Origin of the sequence: Streptomyces tanashiensis (genome assembly GCF_014648895.1) — a bacterium.
GTDB classification, from domain to species: Bacteria; Actinomycetota; Actinomycetes; order Streptomycetales; family Streptomycetaceae; genus Streptomyces; species Streptomyces tanashiensis.
This window is the reverse complement of sequence record NZ_BMRZ01000003.1, coordinates 270224-294488: the sequence shown is the minus strand read 5'-3', so window position 1 is coordinate 294488 and position 24265 is coordinate 270224. Positions and strand designations below refer to the sequence as shown.

Sequence of the window (24265 nt, the reverse complement as noted above, 5' to 3'; positions counted from 1 at the left end):
CTCAGGGGCGGTCGAGGCGGAGCCGTACCGCCTTCGGAAGACCGGCGACGACGAGGTCGTACGAGTCCTCGACGAGCTCCCGGACCATCCGGTCCGGGAGCTCCGCGACGGTCACGGTGTTCCAGTGCCGCTTGTTCATGTGGTAGCCGGGGGCGATCGCCGGGTGCTCCTCGCGGAGCCGTACCGCCTCGTCCGGATCGCACTTGAGATTGACCCGCAGCGGCTCGGCGTCGAGCCACGAGAGCGCGAACATCTTCCCGGCGACCTTGAAGACGGAGACGTCCGGACTGAACGGGAACTCCTCCGTCGCGTCGTTGAAGTCCAGGCAGAAGGCGCGCAGCTCGTCGGGCGTCATTCCGGCTTCCCCTCCGGTTCCAGCGGTTCCACGAGCACGGTGACGATCTTGTTCCGGCGGCCGGCGGGAGCCTCGGCCGTCAGTCGCAGCGACCGCCCGTCCGGCAGCTCCACGACCGCCTTGGCGCCCGAGATCGGGACCCGGCCGAGCGCCTTGGCGAGCAGACCGCCGACGGTCTCCACGTCCTCGTCGTCGAACTCGTCGGGGCCGAAGCCGTACAGCTCGCCGAGGTCGCCGATGTCGAGGCGGGCGGTGACCCGGTAGCGGTCGTCGCCGAGCTCCTCGACGGGCGGCAGCTCCCGGTCGTACTCGTCGGTGATCTCGCCGACGATCTCCTCCAGGATGTCCTCGATGGTGACGATGCCGGCCGTGCCGCCGTACTCGTCGATGACGACGGCGACGTGGTTGCGCTCCTGCTGCATCTCGCGCAGCAGGTCACCGGCGTTCTTGGTGTCGGGCACGAAGGCGGCGGGCCGCATCGCGGTGGACACCAGGTCGGACTCGGAGTCCCGGTTGATGTGGGTCCTGCGGACCAGGTCCTTCAGGTAGACGATGCCGACGATGTCGTCCTCGTTCTCCCCGGTGACCGGGATCCGGGAGAAGCCGGAGCGCAGCGCGAGGGTGAGGGCCTGACGGATCGTCTTGTACCGCTCGATGCAGATCAGATCGGTCCGGGGCACCATCACCTCGCGGACGAGGGTGTCGCCCAGCTCGAAGACCGAGTGCACCATGCGGCGCTCCTCGTCCTCGATCAGCGACTCCTGCTCGGCGAGGTCGACCATGGCCCGCAGCTCGGCCTCGGAGGCGAAGGGGCCCTTGCGGAAGCCCTTGCCCGGGGTCAGGGCGTTGCCGATGAGGATCAGCAGCTGCGGGATGGGGCCCATGATCCGGGCGAGCGGCAGCAGCACGTACGCGGCGGCGGTCGCCGTGTTCAGCGGGTGCTGGCGGCCGATGGTGCGCGGCGAGACGCCGACGGCCACGTACGAGACGAGGACCATGACGACGATGGCGACGAGCAGCGCCTCCCAGGTCTCCGGGAAGGCCTCCAGGCAGGCGTACGTGACGAGGACGCCGGCCGCCATCTCGCAGGCGACGCGGACGAGCAGCGCCACGTTGAGATAGCGGGTCGGGTCGGCGGCGACCTGGGCCAGCTTGTCCGCGCCGCGCCGCCCGGACCGGACGGCCTCGGCGGCGCGGAAGCTGGAGACGCGGGCGAGGCCGGCCTCGGCGCAGGCGGCGAGCCAGGCCACGACGACCAGCGCGACGGCGCCGAGGATCAGCGAAACGTCCATCGGGTCAGGAGACGGTCGGCGCCGGGGACGGGCCGGTGAGGCCCTTCTCCTCGCGCCAGCCGTCGACGATCGCCGCCTGGAGGCCGAACATCTCGGCCTTCTCGTCGGGCTCCTCGTGGTCGTACCCGAGCAGGTGCAGCACCCCGTGGACGGTGAGGAGCTGGAGCTCCTCGTCCATGGAGTGCTGCGTCGGCGCGTCCTTGCCCTGCTGGGTGGCGACCTCGGGGCAGAGCACGATGTCGCCGAGGAGCCCCTGCGGGGGCTCCTCGTCGTCCTTCGACGGCGGGCGCAGCTCGTCCATCGGGAAGGACATGACGTCCGTCGGTCCGGGCAGGTCCATCCACTGGATGTGGAGCTGCTCCATGGCCTCCGCGTCCACGACGATCACCGAGAGCTCGGAGAGCGGGTGGATGCGCATGCGCGCGAGCGCGTAGCGGGCGATGTCGAGGATCGCCTGCTCGTCGACCTCGGTACCGGACTCGTTGTTGACGTCGATCGACATGGTGCTTGTGTACTTCTCTCGTTAAATCGTCACAGCCCGTTGCGGCCGTTGCGGCTGTCGTACTGCTCGTACGCGTCGACGATACGGCCGACGAGCTTGTGCCGGACGACATCCTGCGACGTGAGCGTCGAGAAGTGGACGTCCTGGACGCCGTCGAGGATGTCGCGGACCTGCCGCAGACCGCTCTTCGTCCCGTTCGGCAGGTCGACCTGGGTGACGTCACCGGTGATGACGATCTTCGAGTCGAAGCCGAGGCGGGTGAGGAACATCTTCATCTGCTCGGGGTTCGTGTTCTGCGCCTCGTCGAGGATGATGAACGCGTCGTTCAGCGTCCGTCCGCGCATGTACGCCAGGGGCGCGACCTCGATCGTCCCGCTCGCCATGAGCTTGGGGATCGAGTCGGGGTCGAGCATGTCGTGCAGCGCGTCGTAGAGCGGCCGCAGGTACGGGTCGATCTTCTCGTAGAGCGTGCCGGGCAGGAAGCCGAGCCGCTCGCCCGCCTCGACGGCGGGCCGGGTCAGGATGATCCGGTTGACCTGCTTGGACTGCAGGGCCTGGACCGCCTTCGCCATGGCGAGATAGGTCTTGCCGGTGCCGGCGGGGCCGATGCCGAAGACGATCGTGTGCTTGTCGATCGCGTCGACGTACCGCTTCTGGTTGAGCGTCTTGGGACGGATCGTGCGTCCCCGGCTGGAGAGGATGTTCTGCGTGAGCACCTCGGCGGGAGTCTCCTCGCCGCCCTCCGCCGATCCGTTCTCGCTCGCCCTGAGCATGGCGATCGAGCGTTCCACTGCGTCCTCCGTCATCGGCTGACCGGTGCGGAGCACCAGCATCATCTCGTCGAACAGGCGCTGGATCAGGGCGACTTCCGCCGCGTCGCCGACCGCGCTGACCTGGTTGCCCCGCACATGGATGTCGGCCTGCGGGAACGACCGCTCGATCACGCGGAGCAGTGCGTCACCGGAGCCCAGGAGGGTCACCATGGGGTGCTTCGCGGGGACGGTGAACTGGGCGCGGGCCTGTCCAGGCGCCCCGTCGTGGGGCGCTCCGTTGTGGGCTGTGGGTGTCTGAGTCATGGGCCGGCACTGTGGCCTGCACATACCTCCCGTTGCAGGGTTCTCGCTGCTCGACAACCTCTCGGCTACCAAGCCTACGACTCGGCACCGGCAAGCCCGTAGCGGTTTACGAGGCGGCCGCCCGGAACCCGATCGTCGGCACCGCCCTGCGCAGCGGCCAGGGGCGCGCCGGGGCGGGCAGGAGCCGCTCCAGGAAGGCGTAGCGGCCGCGCAGCGCCTCGGGGTCCTGACGGGCGTGGCCCTGGACGTGCTGCCACCAGGCGGCGATCTCGCCCCACGTGGGGGCGGACAGCGACCCGCCGAACTCCTGCACGGACAGCGCGGCGGTCAGACCGGCGAAGGCGAGCCGGTCGGCGAGCGGCCAGTCGGCGAGGGTGCCGGTGACGAAACCCGCGACGAAGACGTCGCCGGCGCCGGTCGGGTCGAGGGCGGAGACCTGGATCGCGGGGACCTCGGCGGTCTCGCCGGTGGCGCCGTCGACGGCGTAGGCGCCCTCGGAGCCGAGGGTGACGACCGCGTAGCGGACCTTGTCGGCGAGGGCGCGGGCGGCGGCCCGCGGGCAGTCGGTGCGGGTGTAGCGCATCGCCTCGGCCGCGTTGGGCAGGAAGGCCTCGCAGTGCTGGAGGTCGGTGAGACCGGCCAGGTCCCAGTGGCCGGTGTCGTCCCAGCCGACGTCGGCGAAGACCTTGGCGCCGCCGCGGGCGGCCTGGGCGACCCACTCCTCGGAGCGGCCGGGCACGAGGGAGGCGACGGCCGCGCGCGCGTGCGGCGGGTAGGCGGGCAGGGCGCCGTCGAGCGGCGGGGCCTCGTGGCCGTGGGAGACCATCGTGCGCTCGCCCTCGTAGGCCATGGAGACGGTGACCGGGGAGTGCCAGCCGGGGACGGTCCGGGAGAGCGAGAGATCGATCCCCTCACCCTGCTCCAGGGCGTCCCAGCAGTACTCGCCGTAGTGGTCGTCGCCGAACGCGGCGGCGAGCGAGGTGCGGAGCCCGAGGCGGGCGAGGGCGGTGGCCATGTTGGCGACGCCGCCCGGGCTCGACCCCATGCCCCGGGCCCAGGACTCGGTGCCGCGGACGGGGGCGCTGTCGAGGCCGGTGAAGATGATGTCGAGGAAGACGGTGCCCGTCAGGAAGACGTCGCAGTCGGGATCGGTGGGCTCGCGCAGGCACACCAACGGGTCGACCCCGGCGTCGTGTTGCGGCTGGTCTCCCCTTGCTGTGCTCACGGCAGGCTCCCCGGTCGTGGTGCGGATCAGTTCAGTGTGCCCGATGGGGGTGGGGTGACGGGTGGGACGCACAGGAAGAGCGGCCTCCTACCCCCGAACCCGCCCGCCAAACCCCTGGTGACCCGGATCACACGCCGAACCGGCGGAAACCACCTTCTCCCGCCGCTCACCTGCTTGATACACATGATCCGGCGACCCCGTGCCCCGCGCACACCACCGGGCGCTCCACCCCTCCCCTTCCGTTCCAGGGAACGCCCATGTCCTCGCGGACCCGCGGCGCGGGGGCCCTCGTCGCCCTCGTCGCCCTCTTCACGGCCGGCTACCTCGCCCCGTACCTCCTGCCGACCGTCGTCGGCCGCCTCTCCGCCGGACTCGGCCTCGCCCCGTCCCAGGCGGGCCTGATCGGCTCCGTCCTGCTCCTCGGCTCCTCCACGGCCGGCTTCACCCTCGCCGCGCGCGGGGAGCGGATCGGCCCGCGCCGGGCCGCCCGCGCGGGCCTGCTCGCGATGGCCGTCGGCTACGGCTCCGCCGCCGCGACCGGCCTCGTGCCCCTGGTCGTCGCGGGCGCGGTCCTCGGCGGCCTCGGCTCGGGCACGGCGACGGCGGTGGCCGTGGCCGGGATCGCCGGCCGGCGCGACCCCCACCGGGCCTCCACGCTCGGCCTGCTGTCCGTCTCGGCGACGGCGGGCGCCCTCTACCTGACCCTCCCGCACCTGGGCGGCGGCCACGCTCCCCCGCTCCTCGCGATCGCCTGCGCGGCGCTCCTGGTGTGGCCGGTCACGACGCGCATCCCGGCCACCCCGCGCGCCACGCGCGAGGCCACGACGGCCTCCGGCCCCCTCCCCCACCTGCGGGCCGGTGCCGTGCTCGCCGGGGGCATCCTGTGCTGGTCCCTCGCGCAGAACGCCCTCTGGGGCGTGAGCGGCCGCATCGGCCTCACCCAGGCCGGTCTCTCCGAGGTCACCGTCGGCGCGGTCTTCGCGGCGGCGCTCGGCGCGGGACTCGCCGGCGTCACGGCGGCGGGCGCGCTCGGCTCGCGCCTGGGCCGGGCGGTCCCGATCGGCGTGGGCACGGCGGCGATCGCGGGCTGCGTCCTGCTGAGCTCGACCGCCCGGGACCTCGCCACCTTCGCGACCGGCGAGATCCTGTGGAACGCCGTCTACCCGGTCGTCCTGTCCTACCTCCTGGGCCTGGCCGCCTCCCTCGACCCGCGCGGCCGCTGGGCCGTGACGGTCGGCTCGGCCTCCTCCCTGGGCGTCGCCTGCGGCCCGGTGACCGGCTCCCTGCTCTCCGACCACGCGGGCTACCCGGGCATGGGCCTGGTCCTCTGCGCCCTGCTCCTGCTGGTGGCGGCCCCGATGACGGCGGTCGCCCGCCACGCGAACGCCTCCGCGGCGGGCCTCACGGTGACGACGATCCGTGTCCGGTCGTCCGCCCGCCGGCCGGCGCGCTCGGCGTTCGGCCTGGCGAGGCCGAGCGACCGGGGGTGAGGGGCTGAGAATCAGCCCGTCCGGCGTTTGAGGACCGGGGTCCGGGGCGGAGCCCCGGTTCGGGAAGGGGCGGGGTGGGGAAAGAGCCCGCCGCAGGCACCCCCGCACCCCACCGGCGCCCGCCCCGCCCCGTACCGGCTACGCCCCGCCGAACTCGTACGCCTCCACCTCGGAGAGGTACCGCTCCCGACGCGCCTCGTCGTCCTCCAGGAACGACGCCTCGAACGAGTTCCGCGCCAGCTCACGGAGCTGCTCCGGCTCCAGGCCCAGCGCGTCCCGCACCCCGTCGAAGTTGTCCCCGACGTACCCCCCGAAGTACGCGGGGTCGTCGGAGTTGACGGTCACCATCAGCCCCGCCGTCATCATCGCGCGGAGCGGATGGTCGGCGAGGGTGTCGATGACGCGGAGCCGGACGTTCGACAGGGGGCAGAGCGTGAGCGGCACCCGCTCGCGCACCAGCCGCTCGACGAGCGACGGGTCCTCCATGCAGCGCAGACCGTGGTCGATCCGCTCCACGCCGAGGACGTCCAGGGCCTCCCGCACATAGGCCGCGGGACCCTCCTCGCCCGCGTGGGCGACGCGGCGGAGGCCGAGCCGGGCGGCCTCCTCGTACACCTCGCGGAACTTGGCCGGCGGGTGGCCGACCTCCGCCGAGTCGAGGCCGACTCCGGTGATCCGGTGGAGGTACGGCTTCGCGGCCTCCAGGGTCGCGAGGGCCGACTCGGCCGACTCGTCGCGCAGGAAGCACAGGATGAGCCGGGTGGAGATCCCGTACCGCTCCTCGGCGCGGTCGAGGGAGGCGCCGAGGCCCTCGATCACGGTGCCGATCGGGACGCCGCGGGCGGTGTGCGCCTGCGGGTCGAAGAAGATCTCGGCGTGCCGGACGCCCTGCGCGGCGGCCCGCTCCAGGTAGGCGTCGGCGAGTTCGGTGAAGTCCTCGGCGGTGCGCAGGACCGCCATGAGGCCGTAGTACAGGTCCAGGAAGGACTGGAGGTCGCTGAAGCGGTACGCCTCGCGGAGGGCGGCGGTGTCCGCGTACGGCAGGGTGACGCCGTTGCGCGCGGCGAGCGCGAAGGCCAGCTCGGGTTCGAGGGTGCCTTCGATGTGGAGGTGCAGTTCGGCCTTGGGTACAGGCATGGTCACGTTCGTTTCGGTACGGGGACCCTCATGAGGTCCTGGGCGATGCTCAGCTCGCCGTCGAATCCGGCCGCCCGCGCCTGCCGTTCGAACGCGGCGGGGTCGGAGTAGCGCTGCGAGAAGTGGGTCAGGACGAGATGCCGCACGCCCGCGTCGCGTGCGACGGCGGCGGCCTGTCCGGCCGTCAGATGGCCGTGATCGGTGGCGAGCCGGGCGTCCTCGTCGAGGAAGGTCGACTCGATGACGAGCAAGTCGGCGCCGTCGGCGAGGGCGTGCACCCCGTCGCAGAGCCGGGTGTCCATGACGAAGGCGAAGCGCTGCCCGCGCCGGACCTCGCTGACGTCGTCGAGGGTGACGCCGTTCAGGCTGCCGTCGCGCTGGATCCGGCCGACGTCGGGGCCCTTGATGCCGTGCTCGGCGAGCTTCTCGGGCAGGATGCGGCGCCCGTCGGGCTCGGTGATCCGGTAGCCGTAGGACTCGACGGGATGGGAGAGCCGGCGGGCGTCGAGGGTGAAGTCCTCGGTGACGGCGAGCGGCCCGTCGGCGTCCACCGGCGCCTCGGTCAGCTGCACGGTCTCGCGGTAGGCCGTGGCGTACCGCAGCCGCTCGAAGAAGTGCTGCCCGCTCGCCGGGTAGTGGGCGGTGACCGGGTGCGGGACCTGGTCGAGGTTGATCCGCTGGATCACCCCGGCCAGGCCGAGCGAGTGGTCGCCGTGGAAGTGCGTGACGCAGATCCGGTCGAGGTCGTGGGCGGCGACCCCGGCGCGCAGCATCTGCCGCTGGGTGCCCTCGCCGGGGTCGAAGAGGATGCCCCGGCCGTCCCAGAGCAGCACGTAGCCGTTGTGGTTGCGGTGCCGGGTCGGGACCTGGCTCGCGGTCCCGAGGACGACCAGTTCGCGTACGGACACGGGCTATCCGGGGGGCCAGTTGAGACCGCGGCCGCCGAGGACGTGCGCGTGGGCGTGGAAGACGGTCTGGCCGGCACCGGCGCCGGTGTTGAAGACGACCCGGAAGCCGCTGCCGTCGATCTTCTCCTGCTCGGCGACCTCGCCCGCCTCGCGCAGTATGTCGGCGGCGACGGTCGGCGCGGCGGCGGCCAGCGAGGCCGCGTCGGGGTAGTGGACGCGCGGGATCACGAGGACGTGCGTGGGCGCCTGCGGGTTGATGTCGCGGAACGCGACGGTGGTCTCCGTCTCGCGCACGATCGTCGCCGGCACCTCCCCTGCCACGATCTTGCAGAACAGGCAGTCGCTCTGCGGCTCTCCGGCCATGTCCCGGACCTCCTCGGTCTGATGCCGACTACTGACGATCACTACCCGGCCATGCTATCCGCCGCCTCCGACAGCCGACGGGAAGCCTCAGTCCTTCGGCTGTCGGCGGTTGAGCGCCGAGCGGCTCACCCAGTACGTGATGATCACGCCCCAGAACAGGACCGTGCCGAATCCGCTCACCACACCCGAGTCGAGGGACCACAGGGCGAGCGAGACGAGCGACTGGAGCCCGAGGAGCCCGACGGCCCCGGCCATGAACAGCACGGGCCGGCAGTTGCGCGCGACGAGGAGCAGGGGCCGGCGCAGCCGGGGCGGCACCCGGCGGGCCATCCACACCGCCCAGCCGGCCCAGACGCCGAGGATCACGGCCCCGCCGACCAGGAGCGGGACGGCCGCGTCGGCCCAGGTCGCGCGGCCGGGGATGGCGGCGACGGCGACGGCGGAGGCGATGAAGCCGAGGAGGGCGACCCAGCGGGCCCCGGCGGCGGTGTTCCAGGCCATGGCCTCCAGGTTGTAGCGGGCCTTGCGGTCCTGGAGGTCGAGCGCGGCGGAGGCGACGAAGCCCTCGGCTGCCTGGGTCCAGGCTCCGCGCCGGAACCAGCGGCGGCGCAGCCGGAGCAGCGAGAGGTTGTTGTGGGCCTCGCTGCTCTGCGGGTTGAGGCGCAGGGTCGTCTCGTACGCCCGCTGCGCGGTGGCGTGGTCGCCGCGCCGCTGGGCGGTGAGGCCGACCAGGAAGTGGGCGGCGTCCTCCTCGGGGGCGAGGCCGACGGCGACCCGTGCCGCCTCGTACGCCTCGACGGTACGCGCGTGCGTGCCCGTGTGTTCGGCGTGCTCGGCGAGGGCGGTGCCGAGCGCGTAGTGGGTGCCCCAGTACTGCGGGGCGAGTTCGACGGCGTGCCGGGCGGTCGCCTCGGCCTCCTGGAACCGCCGGTCGGCGAGGAGGATGTGGACGCGCATCAGCCAGCCGCCGAGCAGTTCGGGTTCGGCCCGCAGCGCCTGGTCGACGGCGGTCATGGCGGCGGCCCGGTCGCCGGCCCGGTGGTGGCAGCGGGCGAGCAGGACGAGCGCCTCGGCGTCCTCCGGTTCGCTCGCCAGGTGCCGGGCCACGAGCTCGCCGGCCTGCGCGTACCGCCCGGTCTCGTAGAGCGCCTCGGCGCGGGCGAGGGCGGTGGAGGCGGTCACAGCTTGCGCTTCCGCTTGAGGTGGGCCAGGAGGTCGTCGTAGAGACCGCCCTCGTTGGCGAACATGGCGACGTTCCGGGCGGCGGCGAACCACGGCTCGGTGGACGGCTTGATCTGCCGGGCGGCGCCGAGCAGGTCCTTGGTGGTGATCAGGCGTACGGAGCCGGTGCGGGCGGAGTCGAGCAGCGCGGCCTCGGCGGCCGTCTCGCAGACGTGGGCGAGGTCCGCGCCGGAGAAGTCCTCGGTGGCCTTGACGAGCTTGCCGAGGTCGACGGCCTCGATGGGGCGTTCCCGCAGGTGGTAGCGGAGGATCGACTCCCGGGCGGCGGCGTCCGGGGGCAGCACGAGCAGGGTGCGGTCGAGGCGGCCCGGGCGGCGCAGCGCGATGTCCACGTCCCAGGGCACGTTGGTCGCGGCGAGCACGAAGACGCCCTCGTTGCCGGCTCCGCTCGCGATGCCGTCGAGCTCGGTGAGGAGCTGGTTGACGACGTTGCGCAGGCCGCTGTGGTGGGTGCGCGAGCGCTTGGCGCCGAGGGCGTCCAGCTCGTCGAGGAAGACGACGCAGGGTGCCTGGCGGCGGGCGGTCTCGAAGATGTCGTGGATGTTCTTCTCGGAGGCCCCGATCCACATGTCGAGGACGTCGGAGAGCGAGACGGTGAGGAAGTTGGCGCCGAGCTCGCCCGCGACGGCCCGCGCGATGAAGGTCTTGCCGCATCCCGGCGGGCCGTAGAGGAGCAGGCCGCCGCGGAGCGACTTGCCGTACAGCCTGCGCAGTTCGGGGTTGCGCATGGGGGCGAGGAAGGCGGCCTCCAGGCGCTCCTTGACCTCCTCCATGCCGCCGACGTCGGCGAGGCGTACGGCGCCGGGGGCGTCGACGTCCCAGGCGGCGGCGTCCCCGGCGGTCCCCTCGCCGCCGTCGGCCTGCGGGTCGTCCAGGAACCGGGGCCCGACGAGGTCCTGGACCTGCTGCTCGGCGGCGTCCCAGTCGAAGGAGAGGGACGCGGGAGCGACGGGCGCCGCGGGCGCGGCCGGCACCTCGGGTTCGGGCGCGGGCGCGGGTGCGGCTGGCACCTCGGGTGCCGGTGCGGCAGGCACCTCGGGCGCGGGTGCGGGCGCCGGTGCGGGTCCGGACGCCGGGGGCATCCCCATCGCCCGGACCATCAGCGCGCGGGCGTCCGCGTCACCCGGCGCGTGCTGGAGCGCGACGGCCGCCTCCGCGACGGCCTCGTCGTTGCGCCCCTCCGCGAGGAGGAGCTCGGCGAAGTGGAGGCGCAGGGGCACGTCGCCGGGGGCGGCGGCCACGGCGGCGCGCAGACTGCGGATGAGGGGAGACTCGTCGGCCATGCGGGCCAGCCTAGAAAAGCCGCCCGCATCCCCGTCCACCGGGTTCCGCGGCGGCACGGTGGATCGGCCGGACTAGCTCCAGCGGCCCGTGCGCCCCAGGACCAGGGCCGTGGCCGCCGTACCGGCCGTCGACGTGCGCAGGACGCTGCGGCCGAGGCGGTACGGCCGCGCGCCCGCGGCCTCGAAGGCGGCGAGTTCGTCCGGGGACACCCCGCCCTCGGGGCCGACGACGAGCACGATCGAGCCCTTGGGCGGGAGTTCGGCGGTGGCGAGGGCGCCGCTGGGGTGCTCGCGGTCCTCGTGCAGTACGGCCGCGAAGTCGGCGCCCGCGAGGAGGGCGGCGACCTGCTTCGTCGTCATGAGGTCGGCGACCTCGGGGAAGCGGGTGCGGCGCGACTGCTTGCCGGCCTCGCGCGCGGTGGACCGCCACTTGGCGAGCGCCTTGAGGCCCCGGTCGCCCTTCCACTGGGTGATGCAGCGGGAGGCGGCCCAGGGCACGATCGCGTCCACGCCGGTCTCCGTCATGGTCTCGACGGCGAGTTCGCCCCGGTCGCCCTTGGGCAGTGCCTGGACGACCGTGATGCGCGGCTCCTCCTCGGGGTCCTCGTGGACCTCGTCGACCCGCACGGTGAGCTCGTCCTTGCCCTCGGCCGAGACCACCACGCACTCGGCCCAGCGGCCGCGCCCGTCGGCGAGCACGAGGTCCTCCCCGGCCCGCAGCCGCTTCACGGAGACGGCGTGCCGCCCCTCGGGCCCGTCCAGGAGGAAGCTCCCGGCACCGGGGACGGTGTCGACGACGAAGACGGGTGCGGTCATGAGGTGCTCCTGTGGGCGTGCCCGGAAAGGTCGGAGAGGGCGGTGTCGAGTTCGGCGGCCAGCACCTCGACCAGCTGCCCGGCGGGGAGTTCGCGGGCGAGGCGGTGGCCCTGGCCGGCCCACAGGGCCATGCCCTGGGCGTCTCCGGCGGTGGCGGCGGCCTTGCGGAGCGGGGCGGTGAGGTGGTGGATCTCGGGGTAGGCGGCGGGGGCGTACGGCCCGTGCTCGCGCATGAAGCGGTTGACGAGGCCGCGCGCCGGGCGCCCGGAGAAGGCCCGGGTGAGGGCGGTCCGGGTGAACAGCGGGTCCGTCAGGGCCCGCTTGTGCAGCGGGTGGGCGCCCGACTCGGGGCAGCAGAGGAAGGCGGTGCCGAGCTGGGCGGCGTCGGCACCGGCGGCGAGGACGGCGGCGATCTGCGCGCCGCGCATGATCCCCCCGGCGGCGACGATCGGCAGCGCGACGGCCTCGCGGACCTGGGTGACGAGGGTGAGGAGCCCGGTGCCGGGGGCGCCTTCGTCGGCCGGGTCGTCGCGGTACGTGCCCTGGTGGCCGCCGGCCTCGACGCCCTGGACGCAGACGGCGTCGGCTCCGGCCCGCTGCGCGGCGAGGGCCTCCTCGGCGGAGGTGACGGTGACGAGCGTGTACGTGCCGACGCGGTCGAAGGCGTGGAAGGTCTCACGGGCGGGGCAGCCGAAGGTGAAGGAGACGACGGGGACCGGGTCCTCCAGGAGGATCGCCAGCTTGGCGTCGTAGGCGTCGTCACGGCAGTCGTCCGCCTCGCCGAGCGGGGTCTCGTACCAGGTGGCCTCGCCCGCGAGCTGATGGCGGTAGACCTCGACGGCGGCGGGGTCGGCGGGCCGGCCGTCCTGCGGCAGGAAGAGGTTGACACCGAAGGGGCGCGCGGTGAGCCCGCGCACCCGCTTGATCTCCTGGTACAGGCCTCCGGCCGTCTTGTACCCGCCGGCGAGGAAGCCGAGCGCCCCGGCCTCGCAGACGGCTCCGACGAGCTCGGGACAGGAGGCGCCACCCGCCATGGGGGCCTGCACGATCGGAAACCGAGAGAGATCGTTCAGTGCGGTGGTGGACATATGGGCATCGTGTCATGAGCGGGCCGAGGCACGGGAAAGGGGCGGCACCGGAGTGCCGCCCCTGCCCGTACGTACGGACTGTGCTGACCCGGGGCCAACCCCCGGCCGAGCGCCTACCGACCGTTGAACGCGTCCTTCAGCCGCGAGAACAGGCCCTGCTGCCCCGGCTGGAACTGGCCGGTCGGCCGTTCCTCGCCGCGCAGCTTGGCCAGTTCGCGCAGGAGCCGCTCCTGCTCCGCGTCGAGCTTGCTCGGGGTCGTCACCTCGACGTGCACGATCAGGTCGCCCCGGCCGTTGCCCCGCAGATGCGTGACACCGCGGCCGTGCAGCGGGATCGACTGGCCGGACTGCGTGCCCGGGCGGATGTCGATCTCCTCGACGCCGTCGAGGGTCTGCAGCGGCACCTTGGTGCCGAGCGCGCCCGCCGTCATCGGGATGGTGACCGTGCAGTGCAGGTCGTCCCCGCGCCGCTGGAAGACCTCGTGCGGGGTCTCGTGGATCTCGACGTACAGGTCGCCGGCGGGGCCGCCGCCGGGGCCGACCTCGCCCTCGCCCGCGAGCTGGATGCGGGTGCCGTTGTCGACGCCGGCCGGGATCTTGACCGTGAGGGTGCGACGGGACCGGACCCGGCCGTCGCCCGCGCACTCGGGGCACGGGGTCGGGACGACGGTGCCGAAGCCCTGGCACTGCGGGCAGGGGCGGGAGGTCATGACCTGGCCCAGGAAGGACCGGGTGACCTGGGAGACCTCGCCGCGGCCGCGGCACATGTCACAGGTCTGGGCGGAGGTGCCGGGCGCGGCACCCTCACCCGAACAGGTGGTGCAGACGACCGCCGTGTCGACCTGGATGTCCTTGGTCGTGCCGAAGGCCGCCTCGTTGAGGTCGATCTCCAGGCGGATCATGGCGTCCTGGCCGCGGCGGGTGCGCGAGCGCGGGCCGCGCTGCGAGGCCGTGCCGAAGAAGGCGTCCATGATGTCTGAGAAGTTGCCGAAGCCACCGGCCCCGAAGCCACCGCCGGCACCGGCGCCGCCGGAGGCCGAGAGCGGGTCGCCGCCGAGGTCGTAGACCTGCTTCTTCTGCGGGTCCGAGAGGACCTCGTAGGCGGCGTTGATCTCCTTGAAGCGTTCCTGCGTCTTCGGATCGGGATTGACGTCCGGGTGCAGCTCGCGGGCGAGCCTCCGGAACGCCTTCTTGATCTCGTCCTGGGACGCGTCGCGGCGCACGCCGAGTACGGCGTAGTAGTCCGTGGCCACTTACGACTCCGCCAGGATCTGTCCGACGTAACGTGCCACTGCGCGTACCGCTCCCATCGTTCCGGGGTAGTCCATGCGGGTCGGTCCGACCACGCCGAGTTTGGCGACTGCCTCGCCGCCCGAACCGTAGCCGACCGAGACGACGGACGTGGAGCTCAGCCCCTCGTGGGCGTTCTCGTGCCCGATGCGTACGGTCATGCCCGATTCCTTGGCCTCGCCGAGCAGCTTGAGGAGCACGACCTGCTCCTCGAGGGCTTCCAGGACGGGCCTGATCATCAGGGGGAAGTCGTGTCCGAAGCGGGTGAGATTGGCGGTGCCGCCGATCATCAGCCGCTCCTCGTGCTCCTCGACGAGCGTTTCGAGGAGGGTCGCGAGCACGGTCGAGACCGTGGCGCGGTCCTCGACCTCCTCGAAGGACTCGGGGAGGTCCTGCACCAGCTGCGGCACGTCGGCGAACCGACGGCCGACGACCCGGCTGTTGAGCCGGGCGCGGAGGTCGGCGAGCGAGGTCTCGCCGAAGGGCGCGGCGCAGTCGACGACGCGCTGCTCGACCCGGCCGGTGTCGGTGATGAGGACGAGCATCAGGCGGGCGGGGGCCAGCGAGAGCAGCTCCACGTGCCGGACGGTCGAACGGGTCAGCGAGGGGTACTGGACGACGGCGACCTGGCGGGTCAGCTGGGCGAGCAGCCGTACCGTGCGGCCGACGACATCGTCGAGGTCGACGGCCCCGTCGAGGAAGTTGTGGATGGCCCGCCGCTCGGGCGTCGACAGCGGCTTGACGCCCGCGAGCCGGTCGACGAAGAGCCGGTAGCCCTTGTCCGTGGGGATCCGCCCGGCGCTGGTGTGAGGCTGGGCGATGTAGCCCTCCTCCTCCAGCACGGCCATGTCGTTGCGCACGGTGGCGGGCGACACACCGAGCTTGTGGCGCTCCGTGAGCGCCTTGGAGCCGACGGGCTCCTCCGTCCCGACGTAATCCTGGACGATGGCGCGCAGGACCTCGAGTCTGCGTTCGCTGAGCATCGTGGCGCACCTCCAGCTGTCGTCGTCGTTCCGGTTGCTCCGCTTTTGGCACTCGCCCTGTCCGAGTGCCAGCGATCCCCCGGCCAGTGTACGGCGGCGGGCATCGCTCCTGGCAAGGAGGCGGCGCCCGCACCGGTTAGCGTCGCCCCATGGACGTGGATTGGGAAGCGTACGGATGGGAGCGGCTCGCGGACGGGGTGGGCCGGCGACGGCTGCCCGTCTGGGACGCCACGGTCGGTCTGGTACTGGGCTCGCGGGCCGTTCTGCTGTACGACACGGGGTCCTCGCTCTCCGAGGGAGCCGAGCTGCGGACGCAGATCGCGGCGCTCTCGGGCGGCCGAAAGGTGACACACATCGCACTCAGCCACCCCCACTTCGACCATGTCCTCGGCACGGCGGTCTTCGCCGGGGCGGAGGTCTTCGGCGCGGTGGGCTCGGACGACCTCCTGGGCGGGGCCCGGGCCCGGGAGGAGCTGCGCGCGGACGCGGTCGCGCAGGGTCTGGACGCGGAGGCGGCGGAGGCCGCGGCGGACGTCCTGGTGGCGCCGCGGCACGTGGTCTCGGGCGAGTGGACGCTCGACCTGGGCGACCGCCAGGTCCTCCTGGCGAACGTGGGCCCCGGCCACTCGGGCCACGACCTGGCGCTCTGTGTCCCGGGCGCGCGCGAGGTCGTCTTCTGCGGCGACCTGGTGGAGGAGTCGGGCGAGCCCCAGGCGGGCCCGGACGCGATCCCGTCCCGCTGGCCGGACGCCCTGGACCGGCTGCTCGCCCTGGGCGGCGAGGAGGCGGCGTACGTTCCGGGGCACGGCGCCGTGGTGGACGCCACGTTCGTGCGGGCACAGCGCGGTGAACTGGCACGCCGCTTCGAGGTGTCGTAGCGTCGCCCGAATGCGCAGCTACAACCCCGATCTGACGCCCCCTTGGAAGAAGTCGGCGCCCGTCCCGGAGGTCCCGGCCGACCCCGACCTCGTGGTCGAGGAGGTCACGACGGGCTTCTGCGGGGCGGTGATCCGCTGCGAGGCGGGCACCGTGACGCTGGAGGACCGCTTCGGCAAGCACCGGGTCTTCCCGCTGGAACCGCGCGGCTTCCTCCTGGAGGGCAGGGTCGTGACCCTGGTCCGCCCGGTGTCGGGACCGTCGCGCCCCACCCGTACGGCCTCCGGTTCGGTCGCCGTGCCGGGCGCACGCGCGCGCGTGGCGCGGGCGGGCCGGATCTACGTCGAAGGCCGCCACGACGCGGAGCTCGTGGAACGGGTCTGGGGCGACGACCTGCGCATCGAGGGCGTGGTCGTGGAGTACCTGGAGGGCGTCGACGACCTGCCGTCGATCGTCGCGGAGTTCGGCCCCGGCCCGGACGCCCGGCTCGGGGTCCTGGTGGACCACCTGGTGCCGGGCTCGAAGGAGTCGGGGATCGCCGCCCAGGTGACCTCGCCGGACGTGCTCGTCGTCGGCCACCCGTACATCGACGTCTGGGAGGCGGTGAAGCCGTCCGCCCTGGGCATCGCGGCCTGGCCGACGGTCCCCCGGGGCCAGGACTGGAAGACGGGCGTCTGCCGCGCCCTCGGCTGGCCCTCGGACAACACCGGCGCGGTCTGGCAGGCGATCCTCAGGCGCGTGCACTCCTACAAGGACCTCGAGCCGGAGCTGCTGGGCCGTGTGGAGGAACTGATCGACTTCGTGACGGCGCCGTAGCGCCGTCACGAGCGGTCCCCCGGGATTCTCGGCGCCCCGGGGGTCAGAAGATCATGTCGTAGATGTTCCAGCCGTACCCGACGGGGACGGGCGTCCCGCCCGGTACGACGGTTCCGCTCTTGTACCTGTTCTCGTAGGCCCAGAGCTGTCCGGACGCGTCGCGGGCCACGACGTCCGGTTCGTCGTACAGTCCGACGATGTCCTCGGTGCCCGCCACGGCCGTGTAGACCTTCCAGCCGCCGCCGACCCTCGTGGGCGCGGCGAAGGGGCGGGCCGGAGAGCTGTTGGGGCCGGTGGGGTTGGTGGGGCTGGTCACGGAGTCGTACTTCCAGAGGACGCCGTCCTTGCCGCGGGCCAGGACGCCCCTCCCCATCGTGGTGAGCCTGTCGTAGGCGTTCCAGCCGCCGCCGACCCTGACCCTGGGCTTGAACAGCGGGGAGTCGAGACCCGTCCGCGTGTAGTTCCACAGGACGCCGTCCCTGTCACGGGCGACCAGGTCGCCGTCCGCGTGACCGGCGAGCGCGGTGTACGTGTTCCAGCCGCCGCCCACCCGGACGCGCGGCGCGAAGGGGGCGTCGGGGTCGCCCGTCCCCTTGTAGTACCAGAGGACGCCCGCCTTGTCCCGGGCCACCAGGTCGCCGGTGCCCAGCGCCCGGGTGCCGTCGAGCGGCACGACCGACGAGTACGCGTTCCACCCGCCGCCCACCCTCTCGCGGGCCTTGAGCACCATGTCCGTCCGGCCCGTGGCCTCGTAGCGCCACAGAACCCCGCTCCTGTCCCGCGCGTGCACCGCGCCCAGCGGGCGCGTCTCCGGGGCGCGGTCCACGACGACCTGGAGCTCGCCCTCGGAGACCGTCGTGTCGCTCGGGTCGCGCAGCTGCACGCGCGCCCCGTGGGACCCCAGCATCCAGCCGAGGTCGGCGGGGAGCCCGATCGTGACGGCGTAGCCGATCTCCGGGGCGGCCTCGACCGTGGGCAGGTCGAGCGCCACGAAACGCACCCTCGGCTCGGCGGGATCGGGCGCCGCGCGCCAGGTACACGGGGCGGCTTCCCCGCCGTCGACCGCGCACGTGGACGTCATCAGGACGGCCGTCCGCGCCTCGCTCCAGGACGCGTCCGGCCAGTCGGGGAGAACGAGCCTGATGCGTGCGGTGAGGGGCCCCGTCACACCGCCGGGCACGGCCGCCTTCAGGCGCAGCGTCGTCGGCCGGCCCGATCCGGTGGTGACGGTGATCGGCCCGTTGGAGGCGACGTTTCCCACCTCGGCCGGCAGGAGGGCCGGAGCGGAGGTGGAGGCGAAGGCCGCCGTCTCCCCCAGGGCCGCCGGCACGATGCCGGCGACCAGCACCGTCGCCAGCACGACGGCCGTACGCACGTTCTTCAAGTGGTTCCCCCCGGAACAGATCATGTCGGCGCGAGGAACGGCCCCTCGCCCCGTGGTGACACCTTCATGACCGGCGAGGGTGCCCCGGGGTTGTACGCGCGACACGGAGGACCGGAGTACCGCGCCGTCGCGAGGCGTCCGGAGGGGATCGCCTCAGTCGACCAGGTCCCGCACCACGGCGTCCGCGAGCAGCCGGCCCCGCAGGGTCAGGACCGCACGCCCCGCCTCGTACGACGAGGGGTCCAGCAGCCCGTCCCCCAGCGCCCTGCGCGAGGCGGCGAGCCCCGCGGGCTTGAGGATCGACAGCTCGACGCCCTCGCGGAGCCGCAGCTCCAGGAGGATCCGCTCGACCCGGCGGTCCTCCTCCGCGAGGATCTCCCGCCCGGCCCCCGGCGACTTCCCCGCGGCGAGCGCGGCGGCGTACGCGCCGGGATGCTTCACGTTCCACCACCGGACGCCGCCCACGTGCGAGTGCGCCCCGGGGCCCGCGCCCCACCAGTCCGCACCGCGCCAGTACAGCTCGTTGTGGAGGCAGCGCCCGGCCTCGGTGGTGGCCCAGTTGGACACCTCGTACCAGTCGAACCCCGCCTCGGCGAGGACGGAGTCCGCGATCAGGTAGCGGTCGGCGTGCACGTCGTCGTCGGTCATGGGGACCTCGCCGCGCCGGATGCGCCGCGCCAGCTGCGTCCCCTCCTCGACGATCAGGGCATAGGCGCTCACATGGTCCGGCCCGGCGCCGATCGCCGCCTCCAGCGAGGCCCGCCAGTCGTCGTCGGACTCGCCGGGCGTGCCGTAGATGAGGTCGAGGTTGACGTGCTCGAACCCGGCGGCCCGCGCCTCGCCGACGCACGCCTCGGGGCGCCCGGGGGTATGGGTCCGGTCGAGGATCTTCAGGACGTGCTGCCTGGCGCTCTGCATCCCGAAGGAGATCCGGTTGAAGCCGCCCTCCCGCAGCTCGGCGAGGTAGGCCGGGCCGACGGAGTCCGGGTTGGCCTCCGTCGTCACCTCGGCGTCGTCGGCGAGCCCGAACTCGTCCCGGATCGCCCCCAGCATCCGCACGAGGTCGCCGGCGGCGAGCAGGGTCGGCGTGCCGCCGCCGACGAAGACGGTCCGCACGGGCCGCGGGTCGTCCCCGAGGACCTTCCGGGCGAGCCGGATCTCCTCGACGACCTGCTCGGCGTAGTTGTCGCGGGAGGCGAGCACACCGCCCGTACCGCGCAGCTCACTCGCGGTGTACGTGTTGAAGTCGCAGTAGCCGCAGCGCGTCGCGCAGTACGGCACGTGCAGGTAGAACCCGAGCGGCCGCTCCCCGGCCCCTTCGAGGGCGCGCGGGGGCAGCGCCCCGTCGTCGGGAACGGTCTCACCATCGGGCAGTACGGAAGGCATGAGCCCCATTGTCCCGTACTGCGGTCCCGTACTGCCCGAGGGAAGGTTCCGCGCCCCTGATCAGGACTCGCGCGAGCCCGCGTACATCTCCTCGATGAGGTCCTTGTACTCCCGCTCGACGACCGGCCGCTTCAGCTTCAGGGACGGGGTGAGCTCGCCGTGCTCGATGTCGAGGTCGCGCGGCAGCAGGCGGAACTTCTTGATCGTCTGCCAGCGCTGGAGGCCCTCGTTGAGGCGGTCGACGTAGCCCTGGATCAGCTTCTGGGTCCGCGGGTCGGCGACGACCTCGGCGTACGACTTGCCGCCCAGCTCGTGCTCGGCGGCCCAGCCGAGGAGGGAGGGCTCGTCGAGGGCGATGAGCGCGGTGCAGAAGTTCCGGTCGGCGCCGTGGACGAGGATGTTCGAGACGAACGGGCAGACGGCCTTGAACTGGCCCTCGACCTCGGCCGGCGCGATGTACTTGCCGCCGGACGTCTTGATCAGGTCCTTCTTCCGGTCGGTGATCCGGAGGTAGCCGTCGGCGGACAGCTCGCCGATGTCGCCGGTGTGGAACCAGCCGTCGGACTCCAGGACCTCGGAGGTCTTCTCCGGCAGGCCGTGGTAGCCCTCCATGATGCCGGGGCCGCGCAGCAGGATCTCGCCGTCGTCGGCGATCCGGACCTCGGTGCCGGGGAGCGGCTTGCCGACGGTGCCGGTGCGGTAGGCCTCGCCCGGGTTGACGAAGGAGGCGGCGGAGGACTCCGTGAGGCCGTACCCCTCCAGGATGTGGATGCCGGCTCCGGCGAAGAAGTAGCCGATCTCGGGGGCGAGGGCGGCCGAGCCGGAGATGCAGGCGCGCAGGTTGCCGCCGAAGGCCTCGCGGATCTTGCCGTAGACGAGGGCGTCGGCGACCTTGTGCTTCGCCGAGAGGCCGAAGGGCGCGGAGGCCGTGCCGGTGCGGCGGAAGTTGTCCTGGGTGGCCTTGGCGTACTCGCGGGCGATGCCGGCCGCCCACTGGAAGATCTTGTACTTGGCGCCGCCGCCGGCGCGGGCCTTGGCGGCGACCCCGTTGTAGACCTTCTCGAAGATGCGGGGCACGGCCGCCATGTAGGTGGGCTGGACCACCGGCAGGTTCTCGATGATCTTGTCGACGCGGCCGTCGACGGCGGTGACGTGGCCGACCTCGATCTGGCCCGAGGTGAGGACCTTGCCGAAGACGTGCGCGAGCGGCAGCCAGAGGTACTGGACGTCCTCCTGGGTGACGAGGCCGGTCGCGGCGATGGCCTTGGCCATGTACGACCAGTTGTCGTGCGGGAGGCGGACGCCCTTGGGGCGGCCGGTGGTGCCCGAGGTGTAGATGAGGGTGGCGAGCTGCGTGGAGGTGATCGCGGCGACCCGCTCCTTCACCGCCTCGGGGTGCTCCTCCAGGTACGCCTTGCCGCGCGCCTCCAGCTCGGCGAGGGAGAGGACGAACTCGCCGTCGCTCTCCACGCCGGTGGCGTCGACGACGACCACGTGACGGAGGTGGGGCAGATCGGCACGGCGCTCGACGGCCTTGGCCAGCTGGGCCGCGTCCTCGGCGATGAGGACCTTCGACTCGGAGTCGGAGAGGATGAACGCCGACTCCTCGGCGTTGGTCTGCGGGTAGATCGTGGTGGTCGCGGCGCCGGCGCACATCACGCCGAGGTCGGCGAGGATCCACTCGACCCGGGTGGAGGAGGCGAGGGCGACCCGCTCCTCGGAGGCCACGCCCAGGTCGACGAGGCCGGCGGCGATCGCGTAGACCCGCTCGGCGGCCTGCCCCCAACTGAGCGACTTCCAGTCGTCCGGTCCGGTGCCGGAGGCGGCGGGTACCGGGTAGCGGTAGGCCTCCGCATCCGGGGTCCGCCCGACACGCTCAAGGAAGAGCGACGCCACGGAGGGCGGGCGGTTCTCGATCTGGGTCTGTGTGTCGCTCACGACGTCCTCCGGGCGGCGGCGGTGCCTTCTGGTGGTTCGTAACTAACTGGCGAGTAACCTTCGAGCCGGGATCAGAGTAAGGCGCCGAGGACCGGCGCGTAAGGCCTTGCAGGGCCTCGCTTCATAACGAACGGGCCCACGCGCACCCGGCACGTGGACCCGTTGGTTGCACAGGGCAGCTATTCCCGCCCGTCGTGCTACTTCTTCTTGCCGGCGGACTCGTCGCTCGACAGCACGGCGATGAAGGCCTCCTGGGGCACCTCCACCGAGCCGACCATCTTCATGCGCTTCTTGCCTTCCTTCTGCTTCTCCAGCAGCTTCCGCTTACGGGAGATGTCACCGCCGTAGCACTTGGCGAGGACGTCCTTCCGGATGGCGCGGATGGTCTCACGGGCGATGACCCGGGAGCCGATGGCGGCCTGGATCGGCACCTCGAAGGCCTGCCGCGGGATGAGCTCGCGCAGCTTGGCGACGAGCCGGACACCGTAGGCGTACGCGGCGTCCTTGTGGGTGACGGCGGAGAAGGCGTCCACCTTGTCGCCGTGCAGCAGGATGTCGACCTTGACCAGGCTGGAGGCCTGCTCGCCGGTGGGCTCGTAGTCGAGGGAGGCGTAACCGCGGGTCTTGGACTTCAGCTGGTCGAAGAAGTCGAAGACGATCTCGGCCAGGGGCAGGGTGTAGCGGATCTCGACCCGGTCCTCGGAGAGGTAGTCCATGCCGATCAGCGTGCCGCGACGGGTCTGGCAGAGCTCCATGATCGCGCCGATGAACTCGCTCGGGGCGAGGATCGTGGCGCGCACGACGGGCTCGTACACGTCGCTGATCTTGCCCTCGGGGAACTCGCTCGGGTTGGTGACGGTGTGCTCGCTGCCGTCCTCCATGACCACGCGGTAGACCACGTTCGGCGCGGTGGCGATCAGGTCGAGCCCGAACTCGCGCTCCAGCCGCTCACGGATCACGTCGAGGTGGAGCAGACCGAGGAAACCGACGCGGAAGCCGAAGCCGAGCGCGGCCGAGGTCTCCGGCTCGTAGACCAGCGCGGCGTCGTTGAGCTGCAGCTTGTCGAGGGCCTCGCGGAGGTCCGGGTACTCCGAGCCGTCCAGCGGGTAGAGGCCCGAGAAGACCATCGGCTTCGGGTCCTTGTAGCCGCCGAGCGGCTCGGTGGCGCCCTGGTGCAGGGAGGTGATCGTGTCACCGACCTTGGACTGCCGGACGTCCTTCACACCGGTGATGATGTAGCCGACCTCGCCGACGCCGAGACCGTCCGAGGAGGTCATCTCGGGGGACGAGACGCCGATCTCCAGCAGCTCGTGGGTGGCGCCGGTCGACATCATCCGGATGCGCTCACGCTTGTTGAGCTGCCCGTCGACGACACGGACGTACGTCACGACGCCCCGGTACGAGTCGTACACGGAGTCGAAGATCATCGCGCGGGCCGGGGCGTCGGCGACACCGACCGGGGCCGGGACGTCCCGCACGACGCGGTCGAGCAGCGCCTCGACACCCATGCCGGTCTTCGCGGAGACCTTGAGGACGTCCTCCGGCTGGCAGCCGATGAGGTTGGCGAGCTCCTCGGAGAACTTCTCCGGCTGGGCGGCCGGCAGGTCGATCTTGTTGAGGACGGGAACGATCGTGAGGTCGTTCTCCATCGCCAGGTACAGGTTCGCGAGGGTCTGCGCCTCGATGCCCTGGGCCGCGTCGACGAGCAGGATCGTGCCCTCGCACGCCGCGAGGGACCGCGAGACCTCATAGGTGAAGTCGACGTGCCCCGGAGTGTCGATCATGTTCAGGATGTGCGTACTGCCCTGAGCCGGCCCCTCGGTCGGCGCCCACGGCAGCCGGACCGCCTGGGACTTGATCGTGATGCCGCGCTCCCGCTCGATGTCCATCCGGTCGAGGTACTGAGCACGCATCTGCCGCTGGTCGACCACACCGGTGAGCTGAAGCATCCGGTCGGCAAGCGTGGACTTGCCGTGGTCGATGTGCGCGATGATGCAGAAGTTGCGGATCAGAGCCGGGTCGGTACGGCTCGGCTCGGGCACGTTGGTAGGAGTCGCGGGCACGCAGGGATCTCGTCTCGGGCGATGTTCAGAACGGATACGTAGACACCATGGTCCCATGCCCGCCGCCCTGCGCCCGGTTTGGGCGGGCCCGAGGGTGGCTGATACTGTGGACAGCTGTGTCTCGCATGCCCTCTCAGCTGCGGGCGCATCCAGAAGGAACATCGAACCTGTAAAGGCTCTTTTCGTGGCGAACATCAAGTCCCAGATCAAGCGGAACAAGACGAACGAGAAGGCGCGCCTGCGCAACAAGGCCGTCAAGTCCTCGCTCAAGACCGCGATCCGCAAGGCCCGTGAGGCTGTCGCCGCCGGCGACCTCGAGAAGGCCACCGTTGCCACTCGCGCCGCCTCGCGTCAGCTCGACAAGGCTGTCTCGAAGGGTGTCATCCACAAGAACGCCGCCGCCAACAAGAAGTCGGCGCTGGCCACCAAGGTTGCCTCCCTCCAGGGCTGAGCTCTGATGTGATCGGCCGTACGGGACCCAGCGGGCCCTCTCTCCCGCTCCCGCCCGGCCACCCGGACTCACGCACGGACGCGTTCGCCACGCGGGCGTGAGCCCACCATCTCCAACGCCGAAGGCCCCGCCACCCCCTTCCCCAGGGGGCAGCGGGGCCTTCGCCGCATCCACGCGACGAAGCCCGAGGCCCCGGCCCCCCGAACCGACCGTCGCGCAACTGCCACGGGCCGACGGCGACGAAGCCAAGACCTCCCCGAACACCCCGCCACGAGGCTGCCGCCCGACTGCGGGGGCAAAG

The 24265-nt window shown here is 72.3% G+C and carries 22 protein-coding genes; 4 read left to right on the top strand and 18 right to left on the bottom strand.

Going from position 1 to position 24265, the window contains the following annotated elements; translation table 11 throughout:
• Window position 1 precedes the first annotated feature (1 nt).
• The 5 genes from IE237_RS11935 to IE237_RS11915 all read right to left on the bottom strand — a co-directional run bounded on the left by IE237_RS11935 (window position 2) and on the right by IE237_RS11915 (window position 4450).
• On the bottom strand, window positions 2-355 hold the full coding sequence (locus IE237_RS11935) for an MmcQ/YjbR family DNA-binding protein (RefSeq protein WP_189801883.1): 354 nt from the start codon (window positions 353-355) through the stop codon (window positions 2-4).
• A complete protein-coding gene (locus IE237_RS11930) occupies window positions 352-1647 on the bottom strand; it encodes a hemolysin family protein (protein ID WP_189801882.1) in 1296 nt (431 codons plus the stop codon). The genes IE237_RS11935 and IE237_RS11930 overlap by 4 nt, the downstream gene beginning before the upstream one ends.
• A gap of 4 nt (window positions 1648-1651) precedes the next feature.
• Window positions 1652-2149: an rRNA maturation RNase YbeY gene (gene ybeY, locus IE237_RS11925; protein ID WP_189801881.1), complete on the bottom strand. Its 498-nt coding sequence runs from the start codon at window positions 2147-2149 to the stop codon at window positions 1652-1654.
• 29 nt (window positions 2150-2178) lie between these two features.
• Window positions 2179-3225: a PhoH family protein gene (locus IE237_RS11920; protein WP_189801880.1), complete on the bottom strand. Its 1047-nt coding sequence runs from the start codon at window positions 3223-3225 to the stop codon at window positions 2179-2181.
• Between the two features lie 106 nt (window positions 3226-3331).
• A complete protein-coding gene (locus IE237_RS11915) occupies window positions 3332-4450 on the bottom strand; it encodes a carbohydrate kinase family protein (RefSeq protein ID WP_189801879.1) in 1119 nt (372 codons plus the stop codon).
• Window positions 4451-4707: 257 nt separating this feature from the next.
• Here IE237_RS11915 and IE237_RS11910 point away from each other — a divergent pair, with 257 nt between their 5' ends.
• A complete protein-coding gene (locus tag IE237_RS11910) occupies window positions 4708-5940 on the top strand; it encodes an MFS transporter (RefSeq protein ID WP_189801878.1) in 1233 nt (410 codons plus the stop codon).
• A 138-nt stretch (window positions 5941-6078) separates the two neighbouring features.
• On the opposite strand, the gene IE237_RS11905 is transcribed toward IE237_RS11910, so the two are convergent.
• The 9 genes from IE237_RS11905 to hrcA all read right to left on the bottom strand — a co-directional run bounded on the left by IE237_RS11905 (window position 6079) and on the right by hrcA (window position 15050).
• Window positions 6079-7077 carry an adenosine deaminase gene (locus tag IE237_RS11905; RefSeq protein ID WP_189802540.1) on the bottom strand — a complete coding sequence of 333 codons (999 nt, stop codon included), beginning with the start codon at window positions 7075-7077 and terminating at the stop codon, window positions 6079-6081.
• A gap of 2 nt (window positions 7078-7079) precedes the next feature.
• A complete protein-coding gene (locus IE237_RS11900) occupies window positions 7080-7985 on the bottom strand; it encodes a ribonuclease Z (protein WP_189801877.1) in 906 nt (301 codons plus the stop codon).
• A gap of 3 nt (window positions 7986-7988) precedes the next feature.
• Window positions 7989-8348 (bottom strand): histidine triad nucleotide-binding protein, encoded by a 360-nt coding sequence (locus IE237_RS11895; protein ID WP_189801876.1) that lies wholly within the window; start codon window positions 8346-8348, stop codon window positions 7989-7991.
• Window positions 8349-8435: 87 nt separating this feature from the next.
• Complete coding sequence (locus tag IE237_RS11890; RefSeq protein ID WP_189801875.1) at window positions 8436-9530, bottom strand: tetratricopeptide repeat protein; 1095 nt, start codon at window positions 9528-9530, stop codon at window positions 8436-8438.
• Window positions 9527-10873, bottom strand: a complete 1347-nt coding sequence (locus IE237_RS11885; protein ID WP_189801874.1) for an ATP-binding protein — start codon at window positions 10871-10873, stop codon at window positions 9527-9529. Before IE237_RS11885 ends, IE237_RS11890 begins: the two co-directional genes overlap by 4 nt.
• Before the next feature lie 72 nt (window positions 10874-10945).
• Complete coding sequence (locus IE237_RS11880; RefSeq protein WP_189801873.1) at window positions 10946-11689, bottom strand: 16S rRNA (uracil(1498)-N(3))-methyltransferase; 744 nt, start codon at window positions 11687-11689, stop codon at window positions 10946-10948.
• Entirely contained in the window at window positions 11686-12777 is a 1092-nt protein-coding gene (locus IE237_RS11875) for a nitronate monooxygenase (protein ID WP_189801872.1), read from the bottom strand. Before IE237_RS11875 ends, IE237_RS11880 begins: the two co-directional genes overlap by 4 nt.
• A gap of 113 nt (window positions 12778-12890) precedes the next feature.
• Window positions 12891-14030: a molecular chaperone DnaJ gene (gene dnaJ / locus IE237_RS11870; protein ID WP_189801871.1), complete on the bottom strand. Its 1140-nt coding sequence runs from the start codon at window positions 14028-14030 to the stop codon at window positions 12891-12893.
• Window positions 14031-15050 (bottom strand): heat-inducible transcriptional repressor HrcA, encoded by a 1020-nt coding sequence (hrcA, locus tag IE237_RS11865; RefSeq protein WP_189801870.1) that lies wholly within the window; start codon window positions 15048-15050, stop codon window positions 14031-14033.
• A 149-nt stretch (window positions 15051-15199) separates the two neighbouring features.
• Here hrcA and IE237_RS11860 point away from each other — a divergent pair, with 149 nt between their 5' ends.
• Together IE237_RS11860 and IE237_RS11855 are read left to right on the top strand one after the other, a co-directional pair.
• On the top strand, window positions 15200-15928 hold the full coding sequence (locus tag IE237_RS11860) for an MBL fold metallo-hydrolase (protein WP_189801869.1): 729 nt from the start codon (window positions 15200-15202) through the stop codon (window positions 15926-15928).
• 10 nt (window positions 15929-15938) lie between these two features.
• Window positions 15939-16742, top strand: coding sequence for a DUF3097 domain-containing protein (locus tag IE237_RS11855; protein WP_189801868.1), 804 nt, complete (start codon window positions 15939-15941; stop codon window positions 16740-16742).
• A gap of 43 nt (window positions 16743-16785) precedes the next feature.
• On the opposite strand, the gene IE237_RS11850 is transcribed toward IE237_RS11855, so the two are convergent.
• The 4 genes from IE237_RS11850 to lepA form a co-directional block, all read right to left on the bottom strand.
• Entirely contained in the window at window positions 16786-18126 is a 1341-nt protein-coding gene (locus IE237_RS11850) for a hypothetical protein (protein ID WP_189801867.1), read from the bottom strand.
• A gap of 153 nt (window positions 18127-18279) precedes the next feature.
• Entirely contained in the window at window positions 18280-19512 is a 1233-nt protein-coding gene (hemW, locus tag IE237_RS11845) for a radical SAM family heme chaperone HemW (protein ID WP_370468172.1), read from the bottom strand.
• 60 nt (window positions 19513-19572) lie between these two features.
• Window positions 19573-21450 (bottom strand): AMP-dependent synthetase/ligase, encoded by a 1878-nt coding sequence (locus IE237_RS11840; RefSeq protein ID WP_189801865.1) that lies wholly within the window; start codon window positions 21448-21450, stop codon window positions 19573-19575.
• 197 nt (window positions 21451-21647) lie between these two features.
• A complete protein-coding gene (gene lepA / locus IE237_RS11835; protein WP_189801864.1) occupies window positions 21648-23513 on the bottom strand; it encodes a translation elongation factor 4 in 1866 nt (621 codons plus the stop codon).
• 184 nt (window positions 23514-23697) lie between these two features.
• Here lepA and rpsT point away from each other — a divergent pair, with 184 nt between their 5' ends.
• Window positions 23698-23964 (top strand): 30S ribosomal protein S20, encoded by a 267-nt coding sequence (rpsT, locus tag IE237_RS11830; protein WP_188270270.1) that lies wholly within the window; start codon window positions 23698-23700, stop codon window positions 23962-23964.
• Window positions 23965-24265 lie beyond the last annotated feature (301 nt).